The organism is Brooklawnia cerclae, assembly GCF_011758645.1.
GTDB lineage: Bacteria > Actinomycetota > Actinomycetes > Propionibacteriales > Propionibacteriaceae > Brooklawnia > Brooklawnia cerclae.
In genome coordinates this window covers 117,748-143,946 of record NZ_JAAMOZ010000001.1, presented here as the reverse complement: position 1 = coordinate 143,946, position 26,199 = coordinate 117,748, and the positions used below count along the sequence as shown (strand labels likewise).

Sequence of the window (26,199 nt, the reverse complement as noted above, 5' to 3'; positions counted from 1 at the left end):
GCAGTGGTGATCTTCACCCCGGATTCATGGCGGCATGCCGGGCAGGCGGTGAAAGAGGCTAGTGATGCCTTCAGGTCGGGTGTGACAGGACGGCTCGGCGGCCTGGCGAACACGGGTGCCGATGGCGGCATGAGCATGGTCGACGGCTTGATCGCGGGGATCCTTCCCGCAGTGATGGAAGCAGTCGAGGACACGATCGACGGGATCTCCACGAACCTGGCCGCCGAGGGTGAGGCATTGATCGCGACCGGGGACGCCTACGCCGAGGTCGAGGACGCCGCCACCGAGATCGGCAGCTTCATGGACGGGGAGTACTGATGGCGATCATCCTGCCCGCCGAGCTCGTGACGGCTCTGCAATACCTCGGCTACGAGTGGCCCTCGTCGAACGAGGACGTGCTGAACGCCAACGCCGACGCGTTCACCCAAGCCCGGACGGTGGCCGCCACCGCAGCCGACGATGTGGAGGCCGCGATCGCCTACGTGGCGCGGTCCAACTCCGGGGAGGCGTGCAATGTGTTCGTCAGCTACATGCTCGGCGACGAGTCGAACCTGTCATCCCTGCGGGACTTCGACGAAGCCTCGGGCCTGATCGCTGACGGCTTCCACGTGATCGCGGGTGTGGTGGTCGTGCTGAAGAGCGTCGTGATCGCCGAGCTGATCATCCTGGCAGCCGCGATCGCCGCCGCAGTCGGATCCGGTGGCCTGGCAGCCGGAGCTGTGGTGCTCGCCCGCGAGGCCGCGAAACGGCTGGTCGACATGGCAATCGGGGTCGCGATCGAACAGGTGCTGGGCGGATGAGCAAGAAAGCCCGTGTGATCGGGCAAGCCGGAGGCATGATCGCACGAAAAGTCGGGAAGCAGCTCAACATCGGCGACTTCGCCGGCAGCACCGCCCACACCATCCGCGAAGACACCGGCGAAATCGTCAAACGCGTCCGCCGGGTCTCCAAACGCCGCAAATACCTCGGCAGCACCCCCGGCAAAAACTCACGCACCGGCCGCGAAGTCATCGAACGCCTCAAAAACACCGACCCACCACAAGTCGTCACAGAGCGTGGGGTCGAGAAGCTTGTGTGGACCGATCCGCTCACTGGTGAAGAGAGCAGAGTCCCATTGGACCGGTGCGATATGGGTCATTCGCCGGTTGATGCGGTGACGCATTGGAACACTGAGGGCTACCAGTACGGTAAGCGTTCGGCGGAGGCGCGCGCGTGGATGCTTGACCCGGACAACTACACGCTGCAACCCTCATCGTGGAACCGTTCACAAGGCGCCCGCTCCACCGAAACCTACCGAGACCCCGCCTAAAGGACAACCGTCATGACTCAGACATCGCCAGATGAGCCCTACGATCAGGCCGACTACGACCGTGTGAGCGCGATTCGGGAAGAGGCCTTCAAAGCCTGGGACACAGGCCGCCGGGCGGACGCGATCCGGCTGAGCGACCAATGGTGGGACGCGATCCCCGGAGCCAAGCTCGGCCACATGGCCGAGGAGCAAGCGGCACTTGAGATGGCCCGGGCGGCCGCGGAGGCCGGGGACACGGTGGAGGCCCGCAGATGGCTGGCCCGGGGACGCGAGGCGTATGGCGACGGCGATATCGGACGTGAACTGTGCGGGTTTGTGGAGGGGATCGTCTGCTACGCCGAGGGCGACTTGGACAAGGCGTACGCCTGGTTCAAGGCCTCCTACGACTTCATGGGCCGCAGAACATTCTCCGACAAACGCGACCAAACCTACTGGAACTTCTTCGCCGACCGTGCACACCTGCCCCGCACAGCCAAGAAAGCCTCCAAGAAAACCCTGGAAAAGCTCGCCGACGAGGGCGACCAGCAGCAAGCCGCCGGGAACCTCGACGACGCGATCGCCACCTGGCGCCAAGCCATCGACATGCTCGACGACACCCCCACCGACCACCCCATGGCCATGTGGTTCTACGCCTCCATTGGCGACGCCCTCACCGAAGCCCGCCGCTGGGACGAAGCCGACCAAGCCCTCAACCAAGCACTAGCAGCCGGAGGAACCGGCAACGCATTCGTCTGGCTCCGCAAAGGCCAAGCACTCGCCGAACTCGGCAACCAGAAGGCCGCCCTCGACGCCCTCACCAGCGCCTACATGCTCGACGGCGACGAGATCTTCGACGACGAAGACCCCAAATACCGCCAGCTACTCATCGACGCAGGCGTCATCCACCAACCCTGACACCACCCACACACCCTCAGCCCACGTCAGCGACGATCCCGGCACGCGCACCAGCGACAGCAGCCCCTGGGGCTCCCGGCACCTGCGGCACCACCCGCACCGACACGGTCACATCGACCACGAACTCGCCATAACCAGTAGTCACCTCACACTCCTCCAACCGGGCCCCGTTGCCCTCCGCCGTCCCACCAGCCACCTCACACCCATCCCGGCCCTCCTGCTGGGCATGCGCGGCCGACAAAGCCACAAGATCAGCCACCGCCCGCGCTCTGCGGCCAGACCCGAGCCACGACACCTGCCAGACCCCCACACCCGCCACCAACACCAACACCAGAACCACCGCCACCGTGAGCACAGAACCACCCCCGCGCACACTGCTCGCCCACCACCGCCCTCCCATCCCCAACGCCCTCACCGACCCTCACGCGGCATCTGCGCACTCCCCCGCACCTCGACCTGCCCCATAGCCCCGAACCGTGCATCCACCGTGACCACCACCGACACGACGTCCGCGCCCTCGTCGACGGCCAACTCCGCCCCGCGAGGCCCCCGGCCGAACGCCTCCTGCGCAGCAACCTGATCGTCCCTGGCAAGCTGCCGAGCCACCTGCGCCGCAGTGTCGGAACACCGCCCCTGCAACACCACCAAACCGATCGTCCACGCGAGCACCCCAGTCAGGAACGTCGCCGACAACACACCCACGGCAAGCTCGAACGTCACCATGCCACGCCCCACGCGGCCCACAGACCCACGCACCAGACCAGACGCCCGCCCACCAGACACCCGCCCACCAGACACCACGCACCCCGGCACCAACCCGACCCCGTCACCCATCTCTTCCCTCTCAGCCCGAAGCACCGCGGCCGGGACGACGATCCACCAACCACCGCCCCGGCCCGGCACACCCACATCCGGTCAGGGCAACATCCCCGACGCCTTACCGATCAGACCCACCACGAACTTCAGCAACGTGCTGAAGAAATCGTTGTTCGTGAAGATCTTCAACAACACAAGCGCCAGAGCAACAGCAGCGAGAATGCCCACCGCGTACTCGGCTGTGGCCATCCCGCGCTGCCACGCACGCGTGACGGACCTCGCCACACGTCGCACAGGTGCTTTGGGGCCGGCTACGGGGACGACCACCTGGGTCGGATGGAGTCGGTTGACGATCATGACGGATTCCCTTCGGTTCGATGCCCCGGATCTCGGGTGCATGGTGACTATGGGTGTGCCGGGCAGAGACGGATCATCCGGACAACACCCTGTGGACAACTCACGGGTGCAGAAACGAATCGAGCGTGGCAGCGATGATCGGGACGACCCCCACCAAGACGAATGCGGGAAGGAAGCACATCACCAGAGGCAGCACGGAACGAACGCCCACGGCCCTCGTCCGGGCCTCGCGTTGGGCATTTCGTCCGGCTCTCGCCTCTGCCGCGTGTACCCCGAGAACCTCGGAGACCGCCGCCCCCGAGTCCGCGCAGCGCGCCAGGTCGCGAGCCACCGCTCCCCACACTGGGTCGTCCCCGAGGGTCTGCCAGGACTGGGCGTCTGATCGTCCGATATCCAGGTGACCGAGCACCCCGCGCAGTAGGTCGCCGCTGGGCTCGGGGGCCAACGCGGCCACGTGCCGCACGGCGGCCCGCAAGGGCACACCGGCGTCCAGCGCCGCAGCCAGCAGGTCGAGACATCCCGGCAGCTGGGCGACGAGCAGGGCTCGCCGACGTCGCTCGGGCCCGCTTTCCAGCCGTGCACACACCGCCACCGTCCCCAGCCCCACGACGGCTGCGGCCACCCAGCCACCCCAGCCGCCACCCGCCGTCAGCCAGGCGACGACACCGGCGGCAGCACCGAGCCGCATGTGACCGCCTGACGGCATCCGTGTGCGCGAGCGCTGGTCCGCGGACGAGGGCCAGAGGCGATGCCACCAGGCATCCTTCGGACAGACCCGTACAGGCGAGGCCCGGTCACGCAGCGCCCCCGTCCGCGGACCGTCGATGAGCAGGGCACCAGCCAGTGCACATGTGACGACCGCGATCCACGTCTCGGCAGTCATGAACACGCTCCCTCGTCCAAGGGAGGCACACGCGCGAGGACCGTCGTCCATATCAACCCCGTGCAGCACAAGCACACCGCGGCGGCCAGGCACACGCGCCCGGGCATCGTCCCCACGAGGAAGGCGACCGGGTCTCCCCCGCCTGCGAAGCCGAGCCCCAGCCCGAGTGCGGGTAGAAACGCGAGCAACCGTCCGGTCGCACGAGCCGAGGCCAGCTCGCCTGCCACCCGGCGCTCGGCATCCATGTCGGCGCGCAGCGAATTCGCGACCCTGGTCGCCGCCTCGGCCACCCGGGCGCCGGTCAACTCGCACAGACGCCACGAGCGCGCCAGGGCCGCGAGACCACCACAACCCGGGCGCCGAGCCTGCGCCCGCAGAGACGCTGCCACGTCCCCACCGATCGCCTGTGCGGCGGCGACCGGCCGAAGCACCTCGCAGTCCGCGGCGACGACGGCAAGGGCCCGTGCTGGCACATCGCCCACGCGCAACTGACCGGCGAGGGCCTGGCACGCGCGCATCACCTCGTCCTGCGCGATTTCGCGTGCGCGCTCCCGATGCCCGTTCCCGGCGATCCACCCCACGGTCCCGACCAGCGCGATCGCGGGCACCGCCCATACGATCGCCCCCGGTGCAGCCAGGCCGACTGCCAGTAGTACCCCTGCCACCAGGACGAGACGCCCTGACCAGCTGGGCAGGCGCGTGCCGCCCGGCGATTCCCGGCCCCCGCATCGGGCGGTGAACCCGGGCGAGGGATCGGGCGGGACGAACGCCACCAGCGCCCAGAGCAATGCCAGGCAGGCCACCGCGATCATGCCCCACCCACCGACGCCGGGGGAACGCCGACGACGGCCGCCAGCTGTTCCCAAGCCTCCCCCGCCAGCAGCCTGCGGCCATCCGGGCAGGTCAGGCCGAGCGAGATCCGCACCTCTCCCGCATCCTCCCGATGTACGACACCGACCTGCGACACGGTGCGCCGGCCATCGGCCAGGCGGCTCACCTGCACCACCACTCGCAGGGCGGACGCCACCTGCGCGTGACAGGCATGCCGGTCCATGCCGCCGAGCGCCGCGAGCGCCTCCAGCCGGGCGGGCACATCGGTCACGGAGTTGGCGTGCACCGTGCCGCAGCCGCCCTCGTGACCCGTGTTGAGCGCTCGAAGCAGATCACACAGTTCGGCCCCGCGCACCTCGCCCAGGACCAGCCGGTCAGGTCGCATGCGCAGGGCCTGACGCACGAGATCGGTCATGGTGATCGCCCCCGCCCCCTCGGAGTTGGCGGCACGGCCCTCCAACCTGACGCAATGGGGATGATCGGGCGCAAGTTCGCGTGAGTCCTCCACGATCAGCAGGCGCTGGTCGTGGGGAACCAACCCCAGCAGACCGGCGAGCAGTGTCGTCTTACCCGACCCCGTCCCGCCACTCACCAGGAACGCGGCTCGCGAGTCGACCAGTGCACGCAGCACGTCGGCCATGCCCACGGGGATCGATCCGTTGGACACCCAGTCGTCCAGGCTGAACGACCTTCTCGCGGGCACGCGCAACGACAGGCAAGTGCCTGGATCGGCCAGCGTCCCGAGGATCGCGTGCACACGGGTGCCGTCGGCCAACCTCGCGTCCACGAAAGGACAGGCATCGTCCAGACGCCGCCCCACCGACGCCGCGAGCCGGGACGCGAGCCGCCGGACCTCGTCGTCCGAACCGAACGAGACATCGGTGATCTCGAGCCCCCGCCCGCGGTCGATCACCACCTGACCAGGGCCGTTCACGAGCACATCCGTGACACCTGGCATGCGCAGCAGCGGCTCGAGTCGCCCGGCCCCCACGCTGCCACGCCTCAGCCCCTCGATCGTCGACAACACCATGGCGTCGCTGACCACCAGTCCCACGGCCCGCAACGCCTCGGCGACGTCGGAGGGCACCCATGCTCGTCCGAGACCGGCGAGTTCCATCCGGACGCGCTCCAACTCGTCCTCGGTCATGCCAGTGCCTCCGCCAGGATGCGATCGCATTCGCGACTGAACCTTCGCCGCCCCAGTCCCGGCGGCTCCCCGGACTCCAGGGCCTGCGGGAGCCAGCCCGCATGGCCGACCGTGCCACACAACGGCATGCCCAGGGTGTCGGCCACCAACGCGGGGTCCAGGCGGCGGCCAGGCCCCGTGCGGACGACGAGCTGTGCCCCCGACAACCGGAGGGCGATCGCCCTTGCCCGTGCGGCCACGACGGCCTTGACCTCGGCGCCGACCACGAGAAGCGTCTGGGCCTGAGCGGCGAACGACGGGTCGGGGTGGGTTCCCGCGTCGAGGACGACCAACTCGCGCCCGCGGACGAGGCCCGCCAAGACCGCGTGGACGGCCTCGGGACGGGGCAGTCCCGGCTCACCGGAGCCGCCCGAATCGTCGGGCAGGGCGGGGCGGCCCATCGAGACGATGTCCACCCCGCTGACGTTGGGCAGTTGCCCCTTGAGATCACCGACGTGTCCGGCAGCCGAGGAGAGGTCGGGCCACCGCCACCCCGGGGCCTGCTCGGCGCCGAAGAGCAGGTCGATCCCCCCACCCAGGGGGTCCAGCTCGACCAGGGCGGCGTCCAAGCCCCGCCGCTGTGCCCGCTGTGCGAGGCCCGCGGCCAGCGTCGTGGTCCCCAACCCTCCCGAACCCCCCACGAGCCGCAGGACGGCTGCCCCGTTCGACCGCAGTTCATCGCGTCCCACCAGCAGCGAACTGAGGAAGCCGCTCTGTTCGGGCAGCACCATCGCAGGGGCCTCGAGCGGCACCGACCAGGCGAGCAGGGAATCGGCGTCCGGCCCACAGACGTGCACCCCGCGCCGCGGCGGAAGCCCGAGCCCGACGACGGTCGCCGCCAGATCGACCCCGACCAGCACGAGGTCGGCCCCCGGCCAGGCGCGGCGGATGGCCTCCGTGTCGCGAGCGATCACGGGCTCGACCCGCACGGCCGCAGCTGAGGCGAGGACGGCATCGGCCAGGGAAGGGTCGCGCGATATGAGCAACGGTGTGGGCATACCCGAACCATGGGTGAGTGGGACGCCTGCTGCCCAAAATCGCGTCCACCTGTGGATAACTCGCGACATCCGTGGCGTCGCGGACGCCCGGCACCGCCGCCCACCTACAGTTGACCCATGCCCGCCCAGCAGCGTCTCGACCTGCCGCCCGCCGCCCTGGCGTGGCTGCTCGGCGACCGGCCGTGCCGGGTGCTCGCGCTCAACCCGCCACGCTCGATCGTCCGGCGTCTGCTCACGACGTCCCACGAAGTGATCGCGGTGGACGCCGATCCGGCACGAGCGGCCCTCCTCGTCCAGCGCATGCCGCCCGGCTCAGCACTGTTCAGCCTTGCCGGACGTGCTGACGAGCTTCCTGTGCAACCCTGCTCGGCTCACGTGGTCCTGCTCGGCTCCGCCCTGCGCGCCCGCCCCGGTGATCGTCCCCTCGACCTCCACGAGATGCACACCGAGATCAGCAGGGCCCTCACACCGACCGGTTGGGCGGCCGGCTGGCAGATCGTCCGGGACGACACCGTGCCCTGGGTACGCCGCCTCATCGCGCTCATGCGCAGCGTCGATGCCTCGGCCATGGCAGGCCAGGAGTCGGCCGAGCACGAGGAGCTCCTCGCCAGCAAGTACTTCCCGTGCCAGGACCGCCGCGACTTCCGCCTGTGGATGCCGATGTCGCGGGACGACATGATCGCCCTGGTGGCGGCCCAGCATGCGGTGGCGGTGCTGGGCGAGTCCGCCCGGAGAAGACTCCTGACGGAGGCCGGTGCCATCTTCGACAACGCCTGCGGCAACGGCGACTTGAGCCTGCCCTATCAGCTGCGCTGTTGGCGCGCGCACGTCGACCACGCGGAACTCACGCAGCCGATCACCCTCACCGACGGAGCCCTGACGATCCCGATCTAGGGATGCGCTGATCAACGATCCCTGAGCCTGTCGAAGGGTCGTAGAACTGCCGTCCGGCAACAGGCTTCGACAGATTCAGCCAACGTTGCCCGCATTGATCAACGATCCCCTAGCCCCGAGGAACCCGGCGGGCGTCCGTCACCGGACGACCACGACCTTCCCGATGCTGCGGCCCGTCTCGATGAGCCGGTGCGCCTCGCGCAGGGTGGCCGCGTCGAGGCCCTCGAGCCGTCTGCCGAGCGTCGTACGCAGCCCGCCGGCGTCCAGCAACTCGGCCACCCGGGCCAGGATCTCGCCCTGACGGCCCATGTCGGGGGTCTTGAAGGTCGACCGGGTGAACATCGACTCCCAGTGGATCGCGATCGACTTCACCTTGAACACCCGGGCGTCGAACGTCTCGGGATCGTCGATGAGCAGGAAGTGCGACTGGGGCGCCATGGCCTGGGCGATGTCGGCCTCGCGTCCCTGCGTGTGGGTCGAGTACACGTACTGCGCGCCTCCCGGATCGATGGCCAGCACCTGCTCGGCCAACGGGAGCGAATGGTCGACGACGTAGTGGGCGCCCATGCCGAGGCACCACTCGCGCGATTCGGGACGCGACGCCGTCGCGACGACGGTCAGCGAGGTGAGCCGGCGGGCCAACTGCATCACGAGCGAGCCGACCCCACCGGCCGCGCCGACGACCAGCAGTGTGCCGGACGCACCCTCGGCGACCCCCAACCGGTCGAACAATCCCTCCCAAGCGGTCAACGCGGTGAGGGGAACCGCCGCGGCCCTGGCATCGTCCAGCGACGACGGCGCACGGGCCACGAGTCGTTCGTCCACCAGGTGGTACTCGGCGTCCGTGCCCGGGCGCGTGAGATCACCGGCATAGAACACACGATCGCCGACGCCGAAACCGGCCACGTCGGCCCCGAGCGCACGGACGGTGCCCACCGCGTCCCATCCCAGGATCCGGGGCGGGTCCTGCGGCCCCCACTGAGTGCGGCGCTTGATGTCGACCGGATTCACGGACACGGCCGCGACCTCGACGAGCAGATCGCGCGGGCCCGGCTGGGGAACGGGGCGCACGTCGTCGACAAGACTGCGCGGATCTTCGATGGGCAACGAGTCCGGCATGCCGACGACCCGCATGGTCGCAGGCAGGGAAACGGTATCGGTCATGACGACGACGCTAGTCCGCCACGGCCTCCGACACCGGCTCGACGGGCAGGTCCGCGGGACTCCTCTCACCGGCCTTGACCAGCACGGTGCCGACCACCACCAGCCCCGCCCCCACGAACTGGGCCGGGGTCAGCATCTGGCCCACCAGCAGCGCCGAGAACGCGGTGGCGAACAGCACTTCGGCCAGCCCCACGAAGGATGCCAGGCGTGACCCCAGCAGACGGACCCCGGTGATACCGAGCACGTAGGGCAGGCCGGCCGTCACGACGCCGAGCACCAGTATCGGCACCCACCACGGCACCTCGACACCCATGTACTCGGCGGGCGCAGTGGTGGCTGCGACGGGGAGCAGCCCCGACACGGCCACCAGAGCCATGAAAACGCTCCCCACAGCGAGCCCGCTCCCGGCCAGCACCAGGGGTGGCAGGCCGTTCGAAGAACGCGCCGACAAGAGGAAATAGACCACCGCGCCGACCAACGACAACAGTGCCCAGGCGACGCCGCGCAGATCCAGCCCACTGAGTCCGTCCGCGGCGTTGAGCACGAGCATCAGGCCTGCCATCGCGCCCAGTGCCCCCACGGCCGACAGGCGCGTGGGTCTGTGCCCCTTCACGAGCCACAACAGCAGCATGATCGCCACAGGTGACTGGTACTCGATCATCAGGGCCTGGGCGACCGGCAGATAGGACACCGCCACGAAGTAGGCCAGCTGGGCGCCCGCGACGGCCAGCACGCCGTACACGACGATCATCACCCAGTTGCGGCGGATGAGGTCCCAACGGCCGTTCAGGGCACGCAGCGCGGGGACGAGCAGCACCACCGCGCCCAGGCAGGCCCGCACCAACACCGCGGCCAACGGAGACCACCCGGAGCGCAACAGCCCCGTGGCCAACGGGCCGGACAGGCCGAAGGCAGCGGCGGACGCCAACGCGAGGGTCAACCCGCGAGCGAGGTCACTGGAGCGGCCGGCAGACATGCCCTCACCGTATCCGGCACCAACCGGGTGGAGCGAATCGCCGACCAACCGGCGGACGGCCTTTCGTCCACCCGCTACATCGCGATTCGCCGCAGTGGCACTAGGCTGTCCACGGGCTCATCGACGACCAGCATCGACTGGCTCGCTTCAGGAGGGAACCGACATGGCTGAACGACCGACGGCCGCCGACTACCTGCGGACATTGAAGACCGCGGTGCCGACCATGGTCAGCCAGATCAGCGAACTGGCCAAGGCCGAGATCAAGCCGAGCCTCAAGCACGGCAGCATCGGGACGGGCTTGTTCGGCGCGGCAGGCGTCATCGGTGCGACCGTGATCGCCTTCTTCATGCTCACAGGTGGATTCCTGTTCTCCATGATCTACGCCGAGGTGCTCGAACGGCACCCGCTCACCGCACTGACCCTCGGCTTCCTGACGATGTCGGTCATCGGGCTGCTCATCATCGCCGTCCTGGTGTTCATCGGCTGGCGGCAGTTCAAGCGGGTGAAGGCACCCGAGGCGACCATCGCCGAGACGAAGGCCAGCCTCGCGGCCATCGAGAGCGCCATCGAATCCGGTATCACCGACGTCTCGCAGCAACGCCTTCCCGTCGTCTCCCCCGATTTCCTGGCGCCCCGTGCCACGGTGACCGACGACGACCAGCACTAGACCCATCAACGATCCCTGAGCCTGTCGAAGGGTCGTAGAACTACCGTCCGGCAACAGGCTTCGACAGGCTCAGCCAGCGGTGACCGACGACGACCAGCACTAGACCCATCAACGATCCCCGAGCCTGTCGAAGGGTCGTAGAACTACCGTCCGGCAACAGGCTTCGACAGGCTCAGCCAGCGGTGACCGACGACGACCAGCAAGCCCGGGATACGGTCTGAAGATCAGGCGATCGGGTGCCCCCGGTCGACCAGGAAACGGGCGGGCACATCGACGACCCGCGTGTGGTCCCACGGCTGTTCCCAGCCGCCCAGCCTGAGCAGTTCATCGGTCAGGTACGCGGTGAAACCCCAGAGGAACAGGTCACCGAACTGCCATGCCGGGCCGATCTGCCCGCGCGGGTGACGGCTCATGAGGCGGAACTCGGGGCTCGCCAAGTCGCGGATGGTCCACCGGTGGATCGCGGCTACTTCCCTGGCGCTCGCCACCCGTATCGGGGCGTCCCCGTTCCAGGTGGCGACCACCGGGGCGACGTCGAAACGGCTCACCGGCAGCCGGGTGGCCGGCAGCTCGCCGAGGACGCTCACGGCCGCCGGGTCGAGGCCGATCTCCTCGTGGGCCTCTCGCAGCGCGGCGGCGCTCGCCCCGGCGTCGCCCTTCTCCAACCCGCCGCCCGGGAATGAGATCTGCCCGGCGTGCTTGCGCAAGTCGTTCGCCCGCTCGGTGAAGACGAGGTCGGGCTCGTCGCTGTCGGACAACAGGATCAGCACGGCCGCTTGCGCCGCACCGACCGGGCGGCGCTCGTCGGACAACGCGTCCGCCAACGCCGGATCGGCGAGCCGATGTGCCAGCTCACCGAAACGCCCGTCGCTCATCTCTTGACCAGTTTCGCCGCGTCGGCCGGGTCGGTCACTCCCACCCCATAGCTGGGACACAGCGCGTCGACGGGGCAGGCGCCGCAGGCCGCCTTCTTCGCATGGCAGCAACGACGGCCGTGGAAGATCAGGGTGTCGCTGACCTTCGTCCACACCGAAGGGTCGAAGAGGTCGCCGACCTGCTGCTCCACGACCTCCGGGTTCTTCGACGACGACCAGCCCAGCCGGGCCGAGACCCGCAGCACATGAGTGTCGGTCGTGATCGCCGGGAGCCCGAACGCGTGACCCCGTACGACGTTGGCGGTCTTGCGCCCCACGCCGGGAAGGGCGACCAGGGCGTCCATGTCGACGGGGACGACTCCGTCGTGTTCGTCCGCGACAGCCCGGCTGAGTCCCAACAGCGACGTCGCCTTGTTGTGGAAGAAGCCCGTGGAACGGATCAGGTCCTCGAGTTCGTCCCGCTCAGCACCGGCCATCGCCTCGGGAGTCGGGTAGCGGGCGAACAGTGCGGGGGTCACCATGTTGACGCGCACGTCCGTCGACTGCGCCGACAGCACGGTGGCGACGAGCAACTGGAACGGGTCGGCGAAGTCGAGTTCGCAGTCGGCGTCGGGATAGGTCGCGGCGAGGCGCTCGAAGACCTCACCAGCCTGCGCGCGGTCCATCTAGACCCCGACGACCAACTCGACCTCGACCGCCGCGTTCTTCGGCAGGGCCGCCACCCCGACCGCGCTGCGGACGTGGCGTCCGGCGTCGCCGAACACCTCGCCGAGCAGCTCGGAGGCTCCGTTGGCCACCAGAGCCTGATCGGTGAACCCGGGCGCGGAGTTCACGAAGACCATCACGCGGACGACCTCGTGCACGGCGTCCAGCCCACCGGCCACCGACGCGGCGGCGGCAAGCGCATTCAGGACGGCGATGCGAGCGGCGCGCTGACCGTCGGCCACCTCCAGGTCTTCACCGAGCCGCCCGGCCACGAGCTGCCCGACCGCATCGATCGGCAGCTGCCCCGACGTCAGCACCTGGCCGGCGGACGCCTTCGCCGGCACGTAGGCGCCGATCGGCGTGACGACCGGCGGCAACTCGATGCCCAGCGCCGCGAGACGCTCCGAGGCGCTCACTGCGCGTCCTCGGCGGGCCGCTTGAAATAGCCGACCAGCGTGTCCGGGTTGGGCCCGGGCGCAAGCTGGATGAGCTCCCAGCCCTCGGATCCGAAGTTGTTGAGAATCTGTTGCGCCACGTGGCTGAGGACGGGCGCGGTGAAGTACTCCCACTTGGTGCGCTTGGGTGCATCGGTCATGCCAGCAGCCTACGGCCTGGCGCACGAGTCGTCCGTGTGGCGACCCATGTCGGTCCCGGGCTCGGCCGAGCGTGGTCAGGTGATGGGGTCGCGCATCTCGTCGAAGCCGGACGCGCGGGTCCGGTGGTCGAGGCTGCGCACCCAGTCGAAGACGATCTGGGTCTCGGTGGAGGCGACCGCGGGATCGACGCTCAGCCGCAGGGCGACGAAATCGCGCAACTGACTCGGGGAGGTCGCGACGACGTGGACGAGGAAGTCGGTCTGGCCGCCCAAGAAGTAGATGTTGAGCACATTAGGCAGCCGGATGATCTTGTCCGCGTAGCTCCTGATCGACGCCCGGGCCTGTGCCCGCAGCTTCACGGCGACGATGGCCTGCAGCGGCAGGCCGAGAGCCCCGTAGTCGACATCGGCGTGCGCGGTGCCCAGCACGCCGGCTGCGCGCAATGCCTTCACCCTTGCCAGAGTGGTGGACGGTGAGACATGAAGCCTCTCCGCGAGCGCGGCGTTGGTGATGTCCGCGTCCCGGCCGAGTTCCCAGAGGATCCGCTCGTCCAGGTCGTCGAGATGCATTTTCTGCGGCGCACCACCGCCGGATTCCCTGGTGGTCATATTTTGTTCTCCATTTACGACAATTGGCGAACATGACGCGGCCTGAAGCTTACTCGCAAAATTACCTTCATACTTTGTGCTCACTCACGTACCAACCCCCCTGAAGGAGGACGTCATGCGAATCGGAGTACCCACAGAGATCAAGAACCACGAGTATCGCGTCGCCATCACACCGGCCGGAGTCCACGAACTGGTCCGGCACGGGCATCAGATCGTGGTGCAGGCCGGCGCCGGGTTGGGCAGTGCCATCACCGATGACGAATACCGCTCGGCCGGCGCAGTCATCGGCACCGTCGACGACGCATGGGGAGCCCAGCTCGTCCTCAAGGTGAAGGAGCCTGTGGCCAGCGAGTACGGATACCTGCGCGACGACCTGGTGCTGTTCACCTATCTGCATCTGGCGGCCAACGAGCCGCTCCTGGACGCTCTTCTCGGCAGCGGGACGACGGCCATCGCCTACGAGACCGTGCAGCTGCCGGGCGGCGCGCTTCCTCTGCTGGCCCCCATGAGCGAGGTGGCCGGGCGGCTCGCGGTGCTGGTCGGCGGCTATCACCTGCTCGGCAGCAACGGTGGACGCGCAGTCCTGCTCCCGGGAGTCCCCGGCGTTCGCCCGGGCAAGGTCACCGTCATCGGAGGCGGAATGGCGGGCAGCAACGCCGTCGCACAGGCCGTGGGCCAGGGCGCCGACGTCACCGTGATCGACATCTCGGTGCCGCGGTTGCGGGAACTCGACGACCGTTACCGTGGCACGGTCACGACGGTTGCGTCGAGCGCGTACGAGATCGAGCGCGCGGTGCTCGACGCCGACCTCGTCGTCGGCTCGGTGCTCGTCCCCGGGGATCGGACACCCAAGCTCATCGGCCATGACCTGGTCATGGGCATGAAGCCGGGGAGCGTGCTGGTCGACATCGCCATCGACCAGGGCGGCTGCTTCGAGGACTCGCATGCCACGACGCACGACGACCCCGTCTTCACCGTGGGCAATTCGATCTTCTACTGCGTGGCCAACATGCCGGGAACAGCGGCCGCCACCTCGACCCCCGCGCTGACCAACGCAACGCTGCCGTACAGCATCGCCATCGCCGACAAGGGCTGGGAGCAGGCTGTGGCAGATGACCCCGCGCTCGCGCTCGGCCTCAGCACCGTCGGCCACAAGCTCGCCAACTCGGCTGTCGCCCACGCGTTCCCGGCCAAGCCGGTGCTCGCGGCCTGACCAGACCACGGCGGCGTCCCGCGACGATCATCGGGGTTGATCACAGGTCGAGTTCGACCCACGATCAACCCCGATGATCATGCCGGTGGCGGCGCCACCGGGCCCAGGGCCCGTTGAGCTCAGACCACCGCCCACAGGATGGCGACCAGCCCCAGACCGACCACGGGCAGGATGACGGTGAGAAGGCTCCAGGTCTTGAACGTCTGCCCGATGGTGAGGCCGAAGAATTCCTTGACCATCCAGAATCCCGCGTCGTTGACGTGGGAGAGGAAGCCCGAGCCGAGCCCGACGGCGAGCACCATCAAGGCGGCATGGGGTGTGTCGAGCCCCGCCACGAGTGGCGAGACCAGGCCGGCGGCGGTCAGTGCCGCGACCGTGGCCGAGCCGGTGGCGGCACGGATGAGCGCCGCGATCACCCACGCGACCAGCATCGGGCTCAGGGCCAGGGACGTCGACACCGACGCGACGACGTTGCCGACCCCGATGTCGACCAGGGTCTGCTTGAAGCCACCGCCCGCGCCGACGATGAGCAGGACGCTGGCGATCGACCCGAACGACCCGGAGACGATCGAACCGATCGACTCCATCTTGAGGCCTGCGCCGAAGCCGAGCGTGACGATCGCGAGCAGAACCGTGAGGGTGAGGGCGACGATCGGCGTGCCGAGGAAGACCAGCACCTGAAGCGCCCCACTGTCCTCGGGGAGGGCGAGTTCGCCGACGGTGCGGCCGAGCATGAGCACCACGGGAAGCACGATGGTCGCGACCGTCCACCCGAAGCGGGGCTGACGCGCACCGGTCTGCGCGGACGCGTCGCCGGCCTGCCCCGCAGCTTCGTCGTCGGGAGCCATCACGGGCACCCAGCGAGCGAAGAACGGTGCCACGAGCGCGCCGACGGCAGTGATCGGGATGGCGACCAGGAACCCGAAGAACATCGTCGTGCCGAGGTCGGCGCCCAGCGCGTCGATGACCGCCAGAGGCCCGGGATGCGGGGGCACGAGCGCGTGCATCTGGCCGAGTCCGACCAGCATGGGGATGCCGACGAGCAGTACCGGCACCTTCGCGCGGCGCGCGATCAGCATGATGAGCGGGATGAGCAGCACCACGCCCGTCTCGAAGAACATCGGGATCCCGACGATGGCGGCGACCAGCGCGACCGCCCACGGGAGCAGGCGGACGGAACTGGTGGACAGGAGTTTGTCCACCAGCGAGTTCGCACCTCCGCTCTTGAGCAGGAGGGCTCCGATGATCGCGCCCAGTGCGATGAGGGCCCCGACGCCCCCGAGGGTGCTCCCGAAACCGGTGGTGAAGCTGTTGAGCAACTCGGACGGACCGACGCCCGCGACGGCGGCGACGACGCCGGACGACACGAGCAGCGAGATGAACGGGTTGAGCTTGGCGAAAACGATCAGCGCGACGATCAGTGCGATCCCGATCGCCGCAGCGATGACGATCTGCGTCGTACCCATATGTGTGTGGACTCCTTCGGCCTGCGGGGCGGCGCCCCGTGTGAACTACAAAAGTAATACGATATGGTGCATATGGTTATACCATAAACTCCAGGAAAGAGATCCGCGATGACGCCTGCTCCTGTTCGAACCCTTGTCGGCCCGCTTTCGGCGGTGGACTGGCCCGGCGACGGCCGTCCACTCGTCCTGCTGCACGGGGTGTTCGACTCGGCGGAGTGCTGGACCGGTGTGGCACAGCAGCTACCGTGCCGCGTCACCGCCTTCGACCTCGACGCACACGGCCACACGCCGCTGTTCGACGGCGACTTCACCATGCGGGCGATGACCGAGCACGTGATCCAGGCACTTGAGGCCTACGGTGCGGGGCCCGTGAGCCTTGGTGGCCATTCGATGGGCGGGCTCGTCGCCCACGAGGTGGCGCTGACCCGTCCCGATCTGGTCGCCGCACTTTGGCTGGAGGACCCCGCATGGGTCGCAGCCACCGAGCCACTCGGCGCGGCGACCCATTTCGTCACCGACCGCGCCGCGCAGTTGAGGTCATGGACGCCGGACCAGGTGCTCGCCCAGGGGCGTGCGGATCATCCGCGCTGGAGCGACGACGAATTCGGCACCTGGCTTCAGGCGAAGCAGGACGTCGACCTCGACTTCGTCGACCGCCGGCAGGACTGGACCGCCGCGGCCTCGGCTTCGTCCTGCGCCGATCTGGACATGAACACCTGGCTGCTGACGGCCAACCCGGCCATGGGGGCCGTCGTCGACGAGGCATCGGCGATCACCGCGATGGAGGGTCTGGGTGAGCGCGGCACCCGCCGTCATTTCCCGGACTGTGGGCACGACATCCGCAAGGACGACCGGGCGGCTTACGTGTCGGTGCTCGACGAGTTCCTGCTCGCCACCGCCTGAGAGGCGACGCCTTCCGGAGCCGCAGCGCCCCGAAGTCAGTCGGCCTCGGGCGGCTCGCCGTCGAGCAGAGAGCCCCGCAGCTCCACCAGCAGTTCGGACATCGCCGCCTCGGCGCGCGTCGGCTGATCGCGCAGGATGGCCTCGGCGAGCGCCACGTGCGTGTTGAGCGCCGCGGTCACCGGCGCGTCGGGGACGAGCCCCAACTCGATGCGCCCCGCGAGTATCGCCGAGACCGCGGTCGTCAGCGCCCCGAACATCTCGTTGCCCGACGACTCGAGCAGGAGCGAGTGGAACTCGATGTCGGCGTCGAGGTACCCGGCGCCGTCGCCCGCCAGCAGCAGCGACCGCAGGCTCTGGGCCAGTGTGACGAGACGAAGACGTGCCTCCGGCGACGCCCGGCGCGCCGCGCTCGCCGCCGCCATGGGCTCGACGGCCATTCGCAATTCGATGAGGGAACGAAGCTGGAGCTCACGCTGCGGTCCACGCAACCGCCAGCGGATCACGTTGGGATCGAAGAGGTTCCAGTGCCGCTGAGGAAGCACGACGATTCCCACACGCCGCTTGGACATCACCATGTTCATCGATTCGAGGCTGTGGACGATCTCCCGCGCCACCGTTCGCGACACCCCGAACCTGTCCTGGATCGTCTCGAGAGTGAGCACCGTCCCTGCGGGAAGCACGCCGTCGACGATCTCCTGCCCCAGCGTGTCGGAATGCGACTCGTGCAACACCGGTGCGGGTTGCACCACATCGTCCCTGCTCTGGGACCTGTCGTCCGCCCTGGCCACACCCGCTCCTCATCCGCCGAATCCCCGGCGTCACCGGCGATGGGACACAGGGGTAGCTGGATTCTACGCGGACCCCGTGCCGCCCCGCTTGTGAGGAAGCCTGCGGACCCCCGACGTGGCGGCTCAGGCCACCGGGAACAGCCGTCCGAGCCAGGCGACGGCGAGCGCCACCCAGCCGGCGAAGGCGGGCTCGACCATCTCCGGCCGACCCGTCGAGGTGAACGGGGTGCCCAGGGCCAGGCCGTGGGCACCGTGCGGGAAGACATGCAACTCGAACGGGACGCCGGCTCGGGCGAGCGCCGCACAGAACGTGAGCGAGTCCGTGACCGGCACGCTGGCGTCGGTGGCGGTGTGGAAGCAGAAGGTGGGCGGGGTGCGCGGGTCGACGGCCGCGATGACGTCGGGCGCCGCATGCGAGGCGGGATGACAGATCTTCAGGGTGCCTGCGGTCGTCACCGCGTATCCCAGCATCAGAGCGGCGGGACGCATGCGTCCGTGCGTAGCCAGTGACGCCGCCAGGTGACCACCGGCGGAGAACCCGAGGACGGCGACCCGGTCGGGATCCACACCCCACTCGCGAGCGTGCCCCGCGATCAGCCCCAGAGCGTTCTCGGCCTCGGTGAGCGGGTTGGGCCACGCAGCCGCGCCCCCGACCGAGTACCGCAGGACGAACACCTGATACCCGGCACCGAAGAACTCCAGCGCCACGGGCTCACCCTCGCGGTCGGAGACGTGCTCGTAGGCCCCGCCCGGTATCACGAGCACGGCCGGACGCACCTCGACGTTCGCCAGCTTCGGCGACCGCGCGTGCAGGTAAGTGGTGAGGGTCGCGTCCGGATTGCCGGAAAGCGGGACGACCTCTGTGATCATGCCCTGAGCCTACGCTGCGGGGTGTGGGACGCTGGAAGCCCATAGCCCAAGGAGCAAGCGATGAGCGACAGACGAGACGTGCTGATCACGGTGGACGAGTTGAAGGACGCGCTGGCGGGGGGCGAAGCCGTTCAGGTGCTGGACGTGCGGTGGGGCCTCGGGGCGGAGGCGAGCGCGGGACGGGCCGCCTACCTGGAGGGCCACATCCCCGGCGCTCGCTACTGCGACCTGGAGACGGTGCTGACCGGCCCGACGGCCGATCCTGCCCTCGGACGTCATCCGCTGCCGGGCGCTGATCAGCTGGCGGCCGGGCTCGGTGCACTGGGCATCCATTCCGGGTTGCCCGTCGTCGTCTACGACGAACCGGGCTCGTTCGCTGCCGGTCGAGCCTGGTGGACGCTGCGCTGGGCCGGGCTCGACGCCCGTGTGCTCGACGGTGGGCTGCCCGCCTGGGTGGTCTCCGGGGGCGAACTGGAAACCGGCGAGGTTCCGGTCGAACCCACCACGCTTGCGCTGACCACCGGTCACATGCCGACCATCACCGCCGACGAGGCCGAGCAGTTCCCCGGCACGCTGATCGACGCGCGCACCGCAGATCGGTTCCAAGGCTTGTCGGAGCCCATCGACCCAATGGCCGGACACATCCCCGGCGCCGTGAATCGTCCGGTGCCGGGTTTCTTCGCCGCCGACGGGACGCTTCCGGACGAGCAGACCGTGCGCAACCTGCTGGCTCTGCCCTCGGACGAGCCCGTCGCTGTCTACTGCGGGTCGGGCGTATCGGCATGCCAGCTCGTCCTGGCCCTCGCCAGTGTCGGTGTCGACGCCGCGCTGTATCCGCCGTCGTGGTCGGGGTGGTCGAGCGACCTGTCGCGGCCCGTCGCCGTCGGCGACTGAGGCACGGTCGCTACTGCCACAGCTGCGCGGCTGCCTGGATGGCGTCCCAGGGCGCAGCCAGCGGCGGTGTGTAGGCCAGATCGAGGTCGCACAGTTCGGAAACGGCGAGCCCTGCGTGAATGGCCGCGGCGAGGACGTCGGCGCGCTTGGCGACCTCGGTGCCGTACGTGCCGACCAGTTGCGCGCCGAGCAGCCGACCTGTGACCGCATCGCCGGTGAGGCGGACGGTGATGGGGTGTGCGGTCGGGTAGTACGCCTTGTGATCGTCCGGAACGGCAGTGACCGAACGAGGCTGGGCGCCTGCGCGGGTCGCCTCGCTGGCACGCAGGCCGGTGCGGGCTGCGACTAGGTCGAACACCTTGACGACCTGGGTGCCGAGGATGCCCGCGAACACCGCGTCGCCGCCGGTCGCGTTCTCTCCGGCGATCCGGCCCTGCTTGTGGGCGGTGGTTCCCAGGGGCAGGTAGACCTCACCGAGGAGCCGATGCGCAGTGACGACACCATCACCGGCAGCGAATACATCGGGTAGACCGGTGCACATGTGGTCGTCGACGGCGATGGCCCCAGCGGGGCCGGTGGACGCGCCGGCTTCAACGAGCAGGCGCGTGTTGGGCCGCACGCCTGTGACGGCAAGCACGAGATCGGCCTCGACGCGGTACTCGTCGGTTCCTCTCCGGCCGATGACGACCGGCCCGTTCGACCCACGCTCTATGCAGCGGACAGCAGCTCCCGTGACGACCCGGACGCCGCAGCGGTCGAGTTCGTCGTGGACCAGTCGACCGAGGTCGGGATCGAGGGTCGGGAGCACTTCGGGCCCGCGCTGAACCAGCGTGACCGCGAGTCCTCGCCGGGTGAGTGCCTCGGCCATCTCGAGGCCGATGTATCCCGCCCCGACGATGGCCGCGGTCCCTGGCCTGCGTGCGGCGAGATCGCGTTGGACCGCATGCAGGTGATCCATCGTGTGCAGTTGGTGAACGCCGTCGTCCGGGCCGAGCGCACCGGGGCCGTCGAGGCCCACGATGCCCGCCGAAGCCGGGCCCGCCCCGGTGGCGACGACGAGCCGGTCGTAGCCGATCGTCTCGAAACCTCCGTCGGCGGTGCGTACCGTGACGGCGTGGGCACCGGGGTCGATGTGGGTGGCGAGTGTGTTCAGACGCAGGCTCAGCCCAGCCGCCTCCAGATCCGCTTGCGTACGGTGTGCAAGGCTGTGCCAGTCGGCCACATCACCCGCCACGTGGTACGGGATTCCGCAGATGGAGTAGTTGGGGTAGGCGTCGGCCACGACCAGGGTCACCTCGCAGGTGGGGTCGAACTGGCGGGCACGCAGGCCGGCCGAGATACCGGCGTCCGAGCCGCCGATGATGAGCAGATGCATGGAAGGTCCGTTCGGTTCGGGCCGTCCCGCCGGTGGCCACCGAGCGGGACGGCACACGCGATCAGCGCCGCGCCGCCGTGCTGTCGTGCTCCGGCTTGGTCGCCTTGATGATCGCCCCGTGCATGCCGGGTGCGACCTCATGGGTGAACTCGACGCTCGTCCCTGTGAAACCGGCCTCGGCCAGCCCGTCCAGGTACTCGGTGCGAGACAACGCCCCGGCGATGCAACCGACGTGGGAGCCGCGTTCGGCTCGCTCGGCCGGAGTCACATCGTCCTCGGCCACGACGTCGGCGATCCCGATGCGGCCACCGGGAGTAAGCAGGCGGAACATCTCGGCCAGCACTTTCGGCTTGTCGGCCGACAGGTTGATGACGCAGTTCGAGATCACGGCGTCCACCGACGCGTCGGGCAGGGGCACGTCCTCGATCGTTCCCTTCACGAACTCGACGTTGTTCGCATCGGCCTTGGCCGCGTTGGCACGGGCGAGGGCCAGCATCTCGTCGGTCATGTCCACGCCGTAGGCGAATCCGGACGGGCCGACCCTGCGGGCCGACAGCAACACGTCGATGCCACCACCCGACCCCAGATCGAGCACCCGATCACCGGGACGAAGCTCAGCCACGGCGGTCGGGTTGCCGCAGCCGAGGCTCGCCGCCAAGGCTTCGGCAGGGACGTCGGCAGCATCCCCCGCGCCGTACAGTCCGGCGCCGAACCGTTCGTCGACCTCGAACGCCTCTGAACCCGCCGGGCTGCAACAGGTGCTACCCGCGCAACAGTCCCCGACTTCGAGCAGCAGTTCGCGTCCACCCGTGCTGACGGCTCGGGCCGCCTGGGCGTATCGATCCCGTACCTGTTCCCGGATCCGCAATGCGTCGTCGTCCACCACAGTCTCCTCACATAGACACTCATCTATCGGATACATCATGGTTTGATCCATCGATGGATGTCAATGCGTGTGGCAGAATACGTCCATGCCGATCGCGCTGCCCACACCTGTGACGAAGCAGGACGCCGTGTGCTGCGACTCATCGCCGTACATGGTCCCCGACCCCGCGGCAAGCCGCGATCTCGCCCTCCGACTCAAGGCCCTCTCCGACCCGACCCGGCTTCAGTTGCTCGAACTCGTCGCAGCGCATCCCGGCGGCCGAGCGTGCATCTGCGATCTCACCGAGCCCCTCGGCGTCACCCAGCCCACGGTCTCCCACCACATGAAGCTCCTGGCCGAGGCGGGCTTCGTCACGCGCGAGCAACGCGGCAAGTGGGCCTACTACACGATTCAGCCCCAGGCGCTCGCCGATGTCGGACGACATGTCGCCGGGCTCGGTGGCGTGTGAGGCGACGTCTGGTCACTCATCTGGACCGCACCCCGTGCCGTACTCCCGTCGGCGCACCTCAGCCCTTGGAGTGAATGGTGACCACATACCCGTCGGGGTCGCGGAAGGCGAACTGCAGTCCGAACGGGCCCTCGAACGGCTCCTGCACGATCGGCACGCCGCTGTCCACCAGACGCGCATGAAGCCCCGCCGCGTCCTCGCTGTGGAACCACACCCCGATACCCGCGCCGAGTTGGCCCACCTCATCGAGACCCGCCCCTGGGATCCGGTCACGCACCGCGAACGCGGTGCCACCTGCGGAGAAAACCGCTGCAGCCGGGTTGGCGCCGGGAAGCCGGGTCAGCCCGACCACATCCTCGTAGAACCGCGCGGACGCCTCGCGGTCGCGCACCTGGAAGGACACGAAATCGGGTCCACTCGTCGTGATCGTCATGGGACTGCTCCTGTTCTCATGCGTCTTTCTTAGTGTCAATACACTGACACTTATATGAGCGTATGTCAAACTATTGACATGACACACGTGGATCACCGAACCCTGCCGGAAGAGCTGGGCGTCCTGATCAAGGAGACGCAGGCGATCCTGCACCAACGAATGGACGAGAGATTGCGGCCGCTCGGCCTCAGCGTGGCTCAATACGCATGCCTGCAAGCACTGCTCGACACACCGGGCATCACCGGATCGGAGCTCGCCAGGCGCACCTTCGTGTCACGCCAGTCCATGAACGTCCTTCTGCAGGGGCTGGAGAAGCGCGGGTTGATCGAGCGGTCCGACGAGCCCGGGCCGAGACGCGAACGCGCCACGACACCCACATCCGCAGCCGTGGAACTGACGCATCGTGCACGCGCCGACGTCGCCGCAGTCGTGGGAACGATGACCGGCCAGCTCAGCACCACCGACCTCGACCGGCTCACCGCACTCCTGGCCGCCTGCCGCGACGCGCTGCTCGCGTCCTGACCAGCGTCCGGTCGCTCTCGGACGACGCAACCGTCTCGCGCTGTCCGGCGGCCCTTGCGGCCAGCAGCGTGACGAACGGATGCGCCCAGAGCCGTGACGACACCCCGAACCTAGGCCCCGAGCGCGGTCCTGACAGCGAGCAGGATCACGACCGATCCTCCGGCCACGGCCGTCCAGCGGCGCCCACGCGGGCTGGTGAGATACCTGCCGAGCACAGCCCCGCCGAGAGCCAGCGTCGTCTGCCAGGATGCCGAGGCAATGAACGCGCCGACCACGAAGAGCGCCCGATTCGCCGTGTCGTCCAGCACGGTGTATGCCGAGCCCGCGACGAGTGCGGCGAAGTAGATCACGGTAGCGGGGTTGACGATCGTCATACCGAGAACCGCGGCATAGGAGCGGACCGGTGACCGCTGGGGAGCGCCGGGAACGCCCTCGCTCTCTCGCCGCGCCTGGACGATCATGCTCACCCCGAGGAGCACGAGCACTCCCGCCGCCACCCAGCGCAAGGGATTGGCGACCGCCTCGATCAGCGGTGACAACGAGGCTCCCACGGTGATCGCGACCGCCGCGTACAGCCCGTCGGCCGTGGCCGCCCCGAGCCCCGCCGCGACACCGACCCGCCAACCGTGTTGCGCCGCCGCGACGATGATCAACGTCGCGATCGCCCCCACGGGTATCGCGATCGCATAACCGGCGATCAGGCCCGCAATCGCCGCCTCGCCCATCACTACCCCCTGTTCAGCACGAGGACGCGGCCTCGACCGACATCGCGATCTCTGTGCGATCTCACGTCCACAAGCATCGGCCACCCCATCCCCGATGGCAGACAAACATCACGTAGTTATGGGACGATCAACCACATGGATGCTTTGGACGGAGAGATTCTCACCATTTTGCGCACCGATGGCCGCGCATCGTTCAGCGATATCGGACGACGGGTCGGGTTGAGCACCAATGCCACAGCTGCCAGAGTGCATCGTCTCGAACGTCTCGGCATCATCCTCAGCTATCGGGCCGTTCTTGCCGAGGACGAGCCCGATCCGGTGGCGGGCCTGGAGGCGTTCATCGACGTCCGCCTCCGCCTCGACCAGGACTCCGAGGATTTCCTGGCCTGGACCGGCCGCAACACGCAGATCCAGGACGCCGTCCACGTCACAGGCGCATACGACTACCTGCTGCACGTACGCGTCCCCGACACGGCCACGCTCGACCGGCTTCTCCGCAGACTCAAGAACGAGGCAGGAGCCGCGCAGACCCAGACCTCGCTCGCGCTTCGCCCCGGTGCACGCACGGCATAGGGGCAAGCCGAGCAGCAGCGCCACAGGACGCGCGAGCTAACCGCTGAGCGAACCTGTCGAAGAGCTGAAGCTCACTGACGCAGACATCGCTGAAGGACGCGAGCAGAACGCGGACAATCAGCAGTGAGCTCTGACTCCTACTCGCGGTGGACGGTCTGGGCGATCCACGCGCACCTGTCATCCTCGACCGGGTAGTTCGCCGGCCTGCGTTCGAATTCTCCAGCGACCCGCTGCCCCGGGGCCAGCGCACGGAACCCAGAGCCGCGGATCATCGAGAAGTGTGCCCACGCCCGCTCGCCGTTACCCAGCAACAGAACTCCCCAGCCCTCGTCACGGTTCCAGGATTCGACAATCGCCTCGCCAGCCCATGTCATTCTCGTCTCCTATCGTCACGGCGCACCAGACCGAGCGACGACGCCGAGGCCCTACGGAACCCACGCGCCGACCCAGCGCGAAACGAGCCAGGGCCTGAGGGCGCGCCACGCGCGCAAGGAACCTTGTCCGCGACCGATTCGCGAAATGGGCACACCACAGATTCTGTCGGCCCAGCGGCCGGTCACGCGTCCCTCGGGGTACGCAACCGGACAAGCCAGAACCCGGAGCGGCACCGTGCGGGAAGAGTCCGCCGAGACGAATCACAGAGACAAGCCGGAACAACGAATCGGCAGCACGCACAAACCAGCACAGCACGGCCCGCTAAGGGCCGGCCTCCAGGACGCCTGGTGGCTACTTCGTCGACACCGTCTGTTTGCGCGCAGGGCTTTCGAGCTCCGCGGCACCGGCTTGCGCCGGTCGTCCCGGCTCGGGCCGGGACTCAGGGATGTCGAACGTCGAATCCACGACGCGGACGGTGGCGGAGGACGAGATCGCCGCGTTGAGCACGACGGACCACGACTTCACATCGGGGCGTTGGCGCAGCAACTGACGCCGCTCCCGCTCCGTCATGCCGCCCCACACCCCCCACTCAATCCGGTTGTCGAGGGCTTCGGCCAGACAATGCGCGCGCACGGGGCAACCCATGCATATCGTTTTCGCACGTTTCTGGTCTTTACCCTCGGGGAACAGGGCATCATTCATTCCTCGGCATTTGGCCCGCAGCGGCCAGTCTTCGGGGTCAGGGACGGCCATCGAGCGCTCCTTCCTTGGGCGGTTGGAGTAAACCTACACCTCAAGCAAAGCTGTGGGAACCTCCTTGTGGCATTGACTTGGGCTTCCGCTGTCGGCGTACGGAAAAGGGCCGGGCACCCGCCTTCGGCATCATCCCGAATACCCGCATTCAACGACTGTGAATCGAGCTGTGAATCGGCGCCCTGGGGGTCAGTTGTCTCGGGCCCGTCACGTAGG

At 68.6% G+C, this 26,199-nt stretch carries 34 protein-coding genes and 1 pseudogene; 12 read left to right on the top strand and 23 right to left on the bottom strand.

Translation table 11 applies throughout. The annotated features are described in order from the left end of the window. The first annotated feature begins 3 nt into the window (after nt 1-3). From FB473_RS00705 to FB473_RS00690, 4 genes are read left to right on the top strand one after another with little or no spacing between them, the layout of a single operon-like run. The gene (locus FB473_RS00705) at nt 4-318 is read left to right on the top strand and encodes a hypothetical protein (protein ID WP_167163902.1); all 315 of its coding nucleotides are present in this window, start codon (nt 4-6) and stop codon (nt 316-318) included. After that, nucleotides 318-800, top strand: coding sequence for a WXG100-like domain-containing protein (locus FB473_RS00700; RefSeq protein WP_167163900.1), 483 nt, complete (start codon nt 318-320; stop codon nt 798-800). The genes FB473_RS00705 and FB473_RS00700 overlap by 1 nt, the downstream gene beginning before the upstream one ends. After that, entirely contained in the window at nt 797-1,309 is a 513-nt protein-coding gene (locus FB473_RS00695) for a GH-E family nuclease (RefSeq protein WP_208390382.1), read from the top strand. The genes FB473_RS00700 and FB473_RS00695 overlap by 4 nt, the downstream gene beginning before the upstream one ends. 12 nt (nt 1,310-1,321) lie before the next feature. After that, a complete protein-coding gene (locus FB473_RS00690; protein ID WP_167163898.1) occupies nt 1,322-2,203 on the top strand; it encodes a tetratricopeptide repeat protein in 882 nt (293 codons plus the stop codon). A gap of 16 nt (nt 2,204-2,219) precedes the next feature. Here the strand turns inward: FB473_RS00690 and FB473_RS00685 are convergent, their stop codons facing one another. The 7 genes from FB473_RS00685 to ssd all read right to left on the bottom strand — a co-directional run bounded on the left by FB473_RS00685 (nt 2,220) and on the right by ssd (nt 7,274). Further along, the gene (locus tag FB473_RS00685; RefSeq protein ID WP_167163897.1) at nt 2,220-2,603 is read right to left on the bottom strand and encodes an Rv3654c family TadE-like protein; all 384 of its coding nucleotides are present in this window, start codon (nt 2,601-2,603) and stop codon (nt 2,220-2,222) included. Nucleotides 2,604-2,614: 11 nt separating this feature from the next. Beyond that, nucleotides 2,615-2,926 (bottom strand): TadE family type IV pilus minor pilin, encoded by a 312-nt coding sequence (locus FB473_RS00680; RefSeq protein WP_167163895.1) that lies wholly within the window; start codon nt 2,924-2,926, stop codon nt 2,615-2,617. Nucleotides 2,927-3,118: 192 nt separating this feature from the next. After that, nucleotides 3,119-3,376 (bottom strand): DUF4244 domain-containing protein, encoded by a 258-nt coding sequence (locus FB473_RS17755; protein WP_243863440.1) that lies wholly within the window; start codon nt 3,374-3,376, stop codon nt 3,119-3,121. Nucleotides 3,377-3,476: 100 nt separating this feature from the next. Continuing rightward, nucleotides 3,477-4,259 (bottom strand): type II secretion system F family protein, encoded by a 783-nt coding sequence (locus tag FB473_RS00670; protein WP_167163893.1) that lies wholly within the window; start codon nt 4,257-4,259, stop codon nt 3,477-3,479. Next, a complete protein-coding gene (locus tag FB473_RS00665) occupies nt 4,256-5,071 on the bottom strand; it encodes a type II secretion system F family protein (RefSeq protein WP_167163891.1) in 816 nt (271 codons plus the stop codon). The genes FB473_RS00670 and FB473_RS00665 overlap by 4 nt, the downstream gene beginning before the upstream one ends. After that, a complete protein-coding gene (locus FB473_RS00660) occupies nt 5,068-6,237 on the bottom strand; it encodes a TadA family conjugal transfer-associated ATPase (protein ID WP_167163889.1) in 1,170 nt (389 codons plus the stop codon). The genes FB473_RS00665 and FB473_RS00660 overlap by 4 nt, the downstream gene beginning before the upstream one ends. Then, entirely contained in the window at nt 6,234-7,274 is a 1,041-nt protein-coding gene (ssd, locus tag FB473_RS00655) for a septum site-determining protein Ssd (RefSeq protein ID WP_167163887.1), read from the bottom strand. The genes FB473_RS00660 and ssd overlap by 4 nt, the downstream gene beginning before the upstream one ends. A gap of 117 nt (nt 7,275-7,391) precedes the next feature. On the opposite strand from ssd, the gene FB473_RS00650 reads away from it, so the two are divergent. After that, complete coding sequence (locus FB473_RS00650) at nt 7,392-8,168, top strand: methyltransferase (RefSeq protein ID WP_167163885.1); 777 nt, start codon at nt 7,392-7,394, stop codon at nt 8,166-8,168. 138 nt (nt 8,169-8,306) lie between these two features. On the opposite strand, the gene FB473_RS00645 is transcribed toward FB473_RS00650, so the two are convergent. Further along, nucleotides 8,307-9,332 carry a zinc-binding alcohol dehydrogenase family protein gene (locus FB473_RS00645; RefSeq protein ID WP_243863439.1) on the bottom strand — a complete coding sequence of 342 codons (1,026 nt, stop codon included), beginning with the start codon at nt 9,330-9,332 and terminating at the stop codon, nt 8,307-8,309. A gap of 10 nt (nt 9,333-9,342) precedes the next feature. Further along, nucleotides 9,343-10,308, bottom strand: a complete 966-nt coding sequence (locus FB473_RS00640; protein ID WP_167163883.1) for an EamA family transporter — start codon at nt 10,306-10,308, stop codon at nt 9,343-9,345. Between the two features lie 163 nt (nt 10,309-10,471). Between FB473_RS00640 and FB473_RS00635 the strand changes: the two genes are divergently transcribed. Then, nucleotides 10,472-10,975: a phage holin family protein gene (locus FB473_RS00635; RefSeq protein WP_167163882.1), complete on the top strand. Its 504-nt coding sequence runs from the start codon at nt 10,472-10,474 to the stop codon at nt 10,973-10,975. A gap of 224 nt (nt 10,976-11,199) precedes the next feature. Here the strand turns inward: FB473_RS00635 and FB473_RS00630 are convergent, their stop codons facing one another. The 5 genes from FB473_RS00630 to FB473_RS00610 all read right to left on the bottom strand — a co-directional run bounded on the left by FB473_RS00630 (nt 11,200) and on the right by FB473_RS00610 (nt 13,759). After that, the gene (locus tag FB473_RS00630; protein ID WP_167163880.1) at nt 11,200-11,850 is read right to left on the bottom strand and encodes an NUDIX hydrolase; all 651 of its coding nucleotides are present in this window, start codon (nt 11,848-11,850) and stop codon (nt 11,200-11,202) included. Further along, nucleotides 11,847-12,515, bottom strand: coding sequence for an endonuclease III (gene nth / locus FB473_RS00625; protein WP_167163878.1), 669 nt, complete (start codon nt 12,513-12,515; stop codon nt 11,847-11,849). The genes FB473_RS00630 and nth overlap by 4 nt, the downstream gene beginning before the upstream one ends. Further along, entirely contained in the window at nt 12,516-12,971 is a 456-nt protein-coding gene (locus FB473_RS00620; RefSeq protein ID WP_167163876.1) for an Atu1372/SO_1960 family protein, read from the bottom strand. Further along, entirely contained in the window at nt 12,968-13,150 is a 183-nt protein-coding gene (sp36, locus tag FB473_RS00615; protein WP_167163874.1) for a Sp36 family protein, read from the bottom strand. The genes FB473_RS00620 and sp36 overlap by 4 nt, the downstream gene beginning before the upstream one ends. A 75-nt stretch (nt 13,151-13,225) precedes the next feature. Beyond that, the gene (locus FB473_RS00610) at nt 13,226-13,759 is read right to left on the bottom strand and encodes an Lrp/AsnC family transcriptional regulator (RefSeq protein WP_167163872.1); all 534 of its coding nucleotides are present in this window, start codon (nt 13,757-13,759) and stop codon (nt 13,226-13,228) included. A gap of 115 nt (nt 13,760-13,874) precedes the next feature. Here FB473_RS00610 and ald point away from each other — a divergent pair, with 115 nt between their 5' ends. Next, nucleotides 13,875-14,972: an alanine dehydrogenase gene (gene ald / locus FB473_RS00605; protein WP_167163870.1), complete on the top strand. Its 1,098-nt coding sequence runs from the start codon at nt 13,875-13,877 to the stop codon at nt 14,970-14,972. A gap of 119 nt (nt 14,973-15,091) precedes the next feature. Here ald and FB473_RS00600 read toward each other — a convergent pair whose 3' ends face one another. After that, nucleotides 15,092-16,438 (bottom strand): GntP family permease, encoded by a 1,347-nt coding sequence (locus FB473_RS00600; protein ID WP_167163868.1) that lies wholly within the window; start codon nt 16,436-16,438, stop codon nt 15,092-15,094. 153 nt (nt 16,439-16,591) lie between these two features. On the opposite strand from FB473_RS00600, the gene FB473_RS00595 reads away from it, so the two are divergent. Next, nucleotides 16,592-17,341, top strand: a complete 750-nt coding sequence (locus FB473_RS00595) for an alpha/beta fold hydrolase (RefSeq protein ID WP_167163866.1) — start codon at nt 16,592-16,594, stop codon at nt 17,339-17,341. 35 nt (nt 17,342-17,376) lie between these two features. Here the strand turns inward: FB473_RS00595 and FB473_RS00590 are convergent, their stop codons facing one another. Continuing rightward, nucleotides 17,377-18,129 (bottom strand): FCD domain-containing protein, encoded by a 753-nt coding sequence (locus FB473_RS00590; RefSeq protein WP_208390381.1) that lies wholly within the window; start codon nt 18,127-18,129, stop codon nt 17,377-17,379. 123 nt (nt 18,130-18,252) lie between these two features. Further along, nucleotides 18,253-18,999: an alpha/beta hydrolase gene (locus FB473_RS00585; RefSeq protein ID WP_167163864.1), complete on the bottom strand. Its 747-nt coding sequence runs from the start codon at nt 18,997-18,999 to the stop codon at nt 18,253-18,255. A gap of 60 nt (nt 19,000-19,059) precedes the next feature. On the opposite strand from FB473_RS00585, the gene FB473_RS00580 reads away from it, so the two are divergent. Beyond that, nucleotides 19,060-19,893, top strand: coding sequence for a sulfurtransferase (locus FB473_RS00580; RefSeq protein WP_208390380.1), 834 nt, complete (start codon nt 19,060-19,062; stop codon nt 19,891-19,893). A gap of 10 nt (nt 19,894-19,903) precedes the next feature. Here FB473_RS00580 and FB473_RS00575 read toward each other — a convergent pair whose 3' ends face one another. Both FB473_RS00575 and arsM read right to left on the bottom strand, forming a co-directional pair. Continuing rightward, complete coding sequence (locus tag FB473_RS00575) at nt 19,904-21,268, bottom strand: FAD-dependent oxidoreductase (RefSeq protein WP_167163862.1); 1,365 nt, start codon at nt 21,266-21,268, stop codon at nt 19,904-19,906. Nucleotides 21,269-21,329: 61 nt separating this feature from the next. Next, nucleotides 21,330-22,151 carry an arsenite methyltransferase gene (gene arsM, locus FB473_RS00570; protein WP_341769991.1) on the bottom strand — a complete coding sequence of 274 codons (822 nt, stop codon included), beginning with the start codon at nt 22,149-22,151 and terminating at the stop codon, nt 21,330-21,332. A gap of 88 nt (nt 22,152-22,239) precedes the next feature. On the opposite strand from arsM, the gene FB473_RS00565 reads away from it, so the two are divergent. Continuing rightward, the gene (locus tag FB473_RS00565) at nt 22,240-22,602 is read left to right on the top strand and encodes an ArsR/SmtB family transcription factor (protein ID WP_167163860.1); all 363 of its coding nucleotides are present in this window, start codon (nt 22,240-22,242) and stop codon (nt 22,600-22,602) included. A gap of 58 nt (nt 22,603-22,660) precedes the next feature. Here the strand turns inward: FB473_RS00565 and FB473_RS00560 are convergent, their stop codons facing one another. Next, a complete protein-coding gene (locus tag FB473_RS00560) occupies nt 22,661-23,035 on the bottom strand; it encodes a VOC family protein (RefSeq protein ID WP_167163858.1) in 375 nt (124 codons plus the stop codon). 78 nt (nt 23,036-23,113) lie between these two features. Here FB473_RS00560 and FB473_RS00555 point away from each other — a divergent pair, with 78 nt between their 5' ends. Further along, complete coding sequence (locus tag FB473_RS00555) at nt 23,114-23,557, top strand: MarR family winged helix-turn-helix transcriptional regulator (RefSeq protein WP_167163856.1); 444 nt, start codon at nt 23,114-23,116, stop codon at nt 23,555-23,557. Nucleotides 23,558-23,667: 110 nt separating this feature from the next. Here FB473_RS00555 and FB473_RS00550 read toward each other — a convergent pair whose 3' ends face one another. Continuing rightward, nucleotides 23,668-24,282, bottom strand: a complete 615-nt coding sequence (locus FB473_RS00550; RefSeq protein WP_167163854.1) for a LysE/ArgO family amino acid transporter — start codon at nt 24,280-24,282, stop codon at nt 23,668-23,670. A gap of 135 nt (nt 24,283-24,417) precedes the next feature. Between FB473_RS00550 and FB473_RS00545 the strand changes: the two genes are divergently transcribed. After that, entirely contained in the window at nt 24,418-24,855 is a 438-nt protein-coding gene (locus tag FB473_RS00545) for an Lrp/AsnC family transcriptional regulator (RefSeq protein ID WP_167163852.1), read from the top strand. A gap of 137 nt (nt 24,856-24,992) precedes the next feature. Here the strand turns inward: FB473_RS00545 and FB473_RS00540 are convergent, their stop codons facing one another. Both FB473_RS00540 and FB473_RS17750 read right to left on the bottom strand, forming a co-directional pair. Beyond that, nucleotides 24,993-25,229, bottom strand: a complete 237-nt coding sequence (locus tag FB473_RS00540; RefSeq protein ID WP_167163849.1) for a cold-shock protein — start codon at nt 25,227-25,229, stop codon at nt 24,993-24,995. A 496-nt stretch (nt 25,230-25,725) separates the two neighbouring features. Beyond that, nucleotides 25,726-25,983 (bottom strand): annotated as a pseudogene (locus FB473_RS17750) (WhiB family transcriptional regulator); the annotation flags it as partial. Nucleotides 25,984-26,199 lie beyond the last annotated feature (216 nt).

Bases quoted from the DNA above. Each gene is read 5' to 3' on its own strand.
- FB473_RS00560 (WP_167163858.1), bottom strand. From the start codon at position 23,035: ATGACGATCACGACGAGTGGACCCGATTTCGTGTCCTTCCAGGTGCGC.
- FB473_RS00565 (WP_167163860.1), top strand. From the start codon at position 22,240: ATGCCGATCGCGCTGCCCACACCTGTGACGAAGCAGGACGCCGTGTGC.
- FB473_RS00610 (WP_167163872.1), bottom strand. From the start codon at position 13,759: ATGACCACCAGGGAATCCGGCGGTGGTGCGCCGCAGAAAATGCATCTC.
- FB473_RS00700 (WP_167163900.1), top strand. From the start codon at position 318: ATGGCGATCATCCTGCCCGCCGAGCTCGTGACGGCTCTGCAATACCTC.
- sp36 (WP_167163874.1), bottom strand. From the start codon at position 13,150: ATGACCGATGCACCCAAGCGCACCAAGTGGGAGTACTTCACCGCGCCC.
- FB473_RS17755 (WP_243863440.1), bottom strand. From the start codon at position 3,376: ATGATCGTCAACCGACTCCATCCGACCCAGGTGGTCGTCCCCGTAGCC.
- FB473_RS00550 (WP_167163854.1), bottom strand. From the start codon at position 24,282: ATGGGCGAGGCGGCGATTGCGGGCCTGATCGCCGGTTATGCGATCGCG.
- FB473_RS00680 (WP_167163895.1), bottom strand. From the start codon at position 2,926: ATGGTGACGTTCGAGCTTGCCGTGGGTGTGTTGTCGGCGACGTTCCTG.
- FB473_RS00635 (WP_167163882.1), top strand. From the start codon at position 10,472: ATGGCTGAACGACCGACGGCCGCCGACTACCTGCGGACATTGAAGACC.
- FB473_RS00640 (WP_167163883.1), bottom strand. From the start codon at position 10,308: ATGTCTGCCGGCCGCTCCAGTGACCTCGCTCGCGGGTTGACCCTCGCG.
- FB473_RS00585 (WP_167163864.1), bottom strand. From the start codon at position 18,999: ATGATCACAGAGGTCGTCCCGCTTTCCGGCAATCCGGACGCGACCCTC.
- ald (WP_167163870.1), top strand. From the start codon at position 13,875: ATGCGAATCGGAGTACCCACAGAGATCAAGAACCACGAGTATCGCGTC.
- FB473_RS00580 (WP_208390380.1), top strand. From the start codon at position 19,060: ATGAGCGACAGACGAGACGTGCTGATCACGGTGGACGAGTTGAAGGAC.
- FB473_RS00695 (WP_208390382.1), top strand. From the start codon at position 797: ATGAGCAAGAAAGCCCGTGTGATCGGGCAAGCCGGAGGCATGATCGCA.
- FB473_RS00670 (WP_167163893.1), bottom strand. From the start codon at position 4,259: ATGACTGCCGAGACGTGGATCGCGGTCGTCACATGTGCACTGGCTGGT.
- FB473_RS00665 (WP_167163891.1), bottom strand. From the start codon at position 5,071: ATGATCGCGGTGGCCTGCCTGGCATTGCTCTGGGCGCTGGTGGCGTTC.
- FB473_RS00555 (WP_167163856.1), top strand. From the start codon at position 23,114: ATGACACACGTGGATCACCGAACCCTGCCGGAAGAGCTGGGCGTCCTG.
- FB473_RS00690 (WP_167163898.1), top strand. From the start codon at position 1,322: ATGACTCAGACATCGCCAGATGAGCCCTACGATCAGGCCGACTACGAC.
- FB473_RS00600 (WP_167163868.1), bottom strand. From the start codon at position 16,438: ATGGGTACGACGCAGATCGTCATCGCTGCGGCGATCGGGATCGCACTG.
- FB473_RS00660 (WP_167163889.1), bottom strand. From the start codon at position 6,237: ATGACCGAGGACGAGTTGGAGCGCGTCCGGATGGAACTCGCCGGTCTC.
- FB473_RS00645 (WP_243863439.1), bottom strand. From the start codon at position 9,332: ATGACCGATACCGTTTCCCTGCCTGCGACCATGCGGGTCGTCGGCATG.
- FB473_RS00630 (WP_167163880.1), bottom strand. From the start codon at position 11,850: ATGAGCGACGGGCGTTTCGGTGAGCTGGCACATCGGCTCGCCGATCCG.
- FB473_RS00540 (WP_167163849.1), bottom strand. From the start codon at position 25,229: ATGACATGGGCTGGCGAGGCGATTGTCGAATCCTGGAACCGTGACGAG.
- ssd (WP_167163887.1), bottom strand. From the start codon at position 7,274: ATGCCCACACCGTTGCTCATATCGCGCGACCCTTCCCTGGCCGATGCC.
- nth (WP_167163878.1), bottom strand. From the start codon at position 12,515: ATGGACCGCGCGCAGGCTGGTGAGGTCTTCGAGCGCCTCGCCGCGACC.
- FB473_RS00575 (WP_167163862.1), bottom strand. From the start codon at position 21,268: ATGCATCTGCTCATCATCGGCGGCTCGGACGCCGGTATCTCGGCCGGC.
- FB473_RS00545 (WP_167163852.1), top strand. From the start codon at position 24,418: ATGGATGCTTTGGACGGAGAGATTCTCACCATTTTGCGCACCGATGGC.
- FB473_RS00650 (WP_167163885.1), top strand. From the start codon at position 7,392: ATGCCCGCCCAGCAGCGTCTCGACCTGCCGCCCGCCGCCCTGGCGTGG.
- FB473_RS00685 (WP_167163897.1), bottom strand. From the start codon at position 2,603: ATGGGAGGGCGGTGGTGGGCGAGCAGTGTGCGCGGGGGTGGTTCTGTG.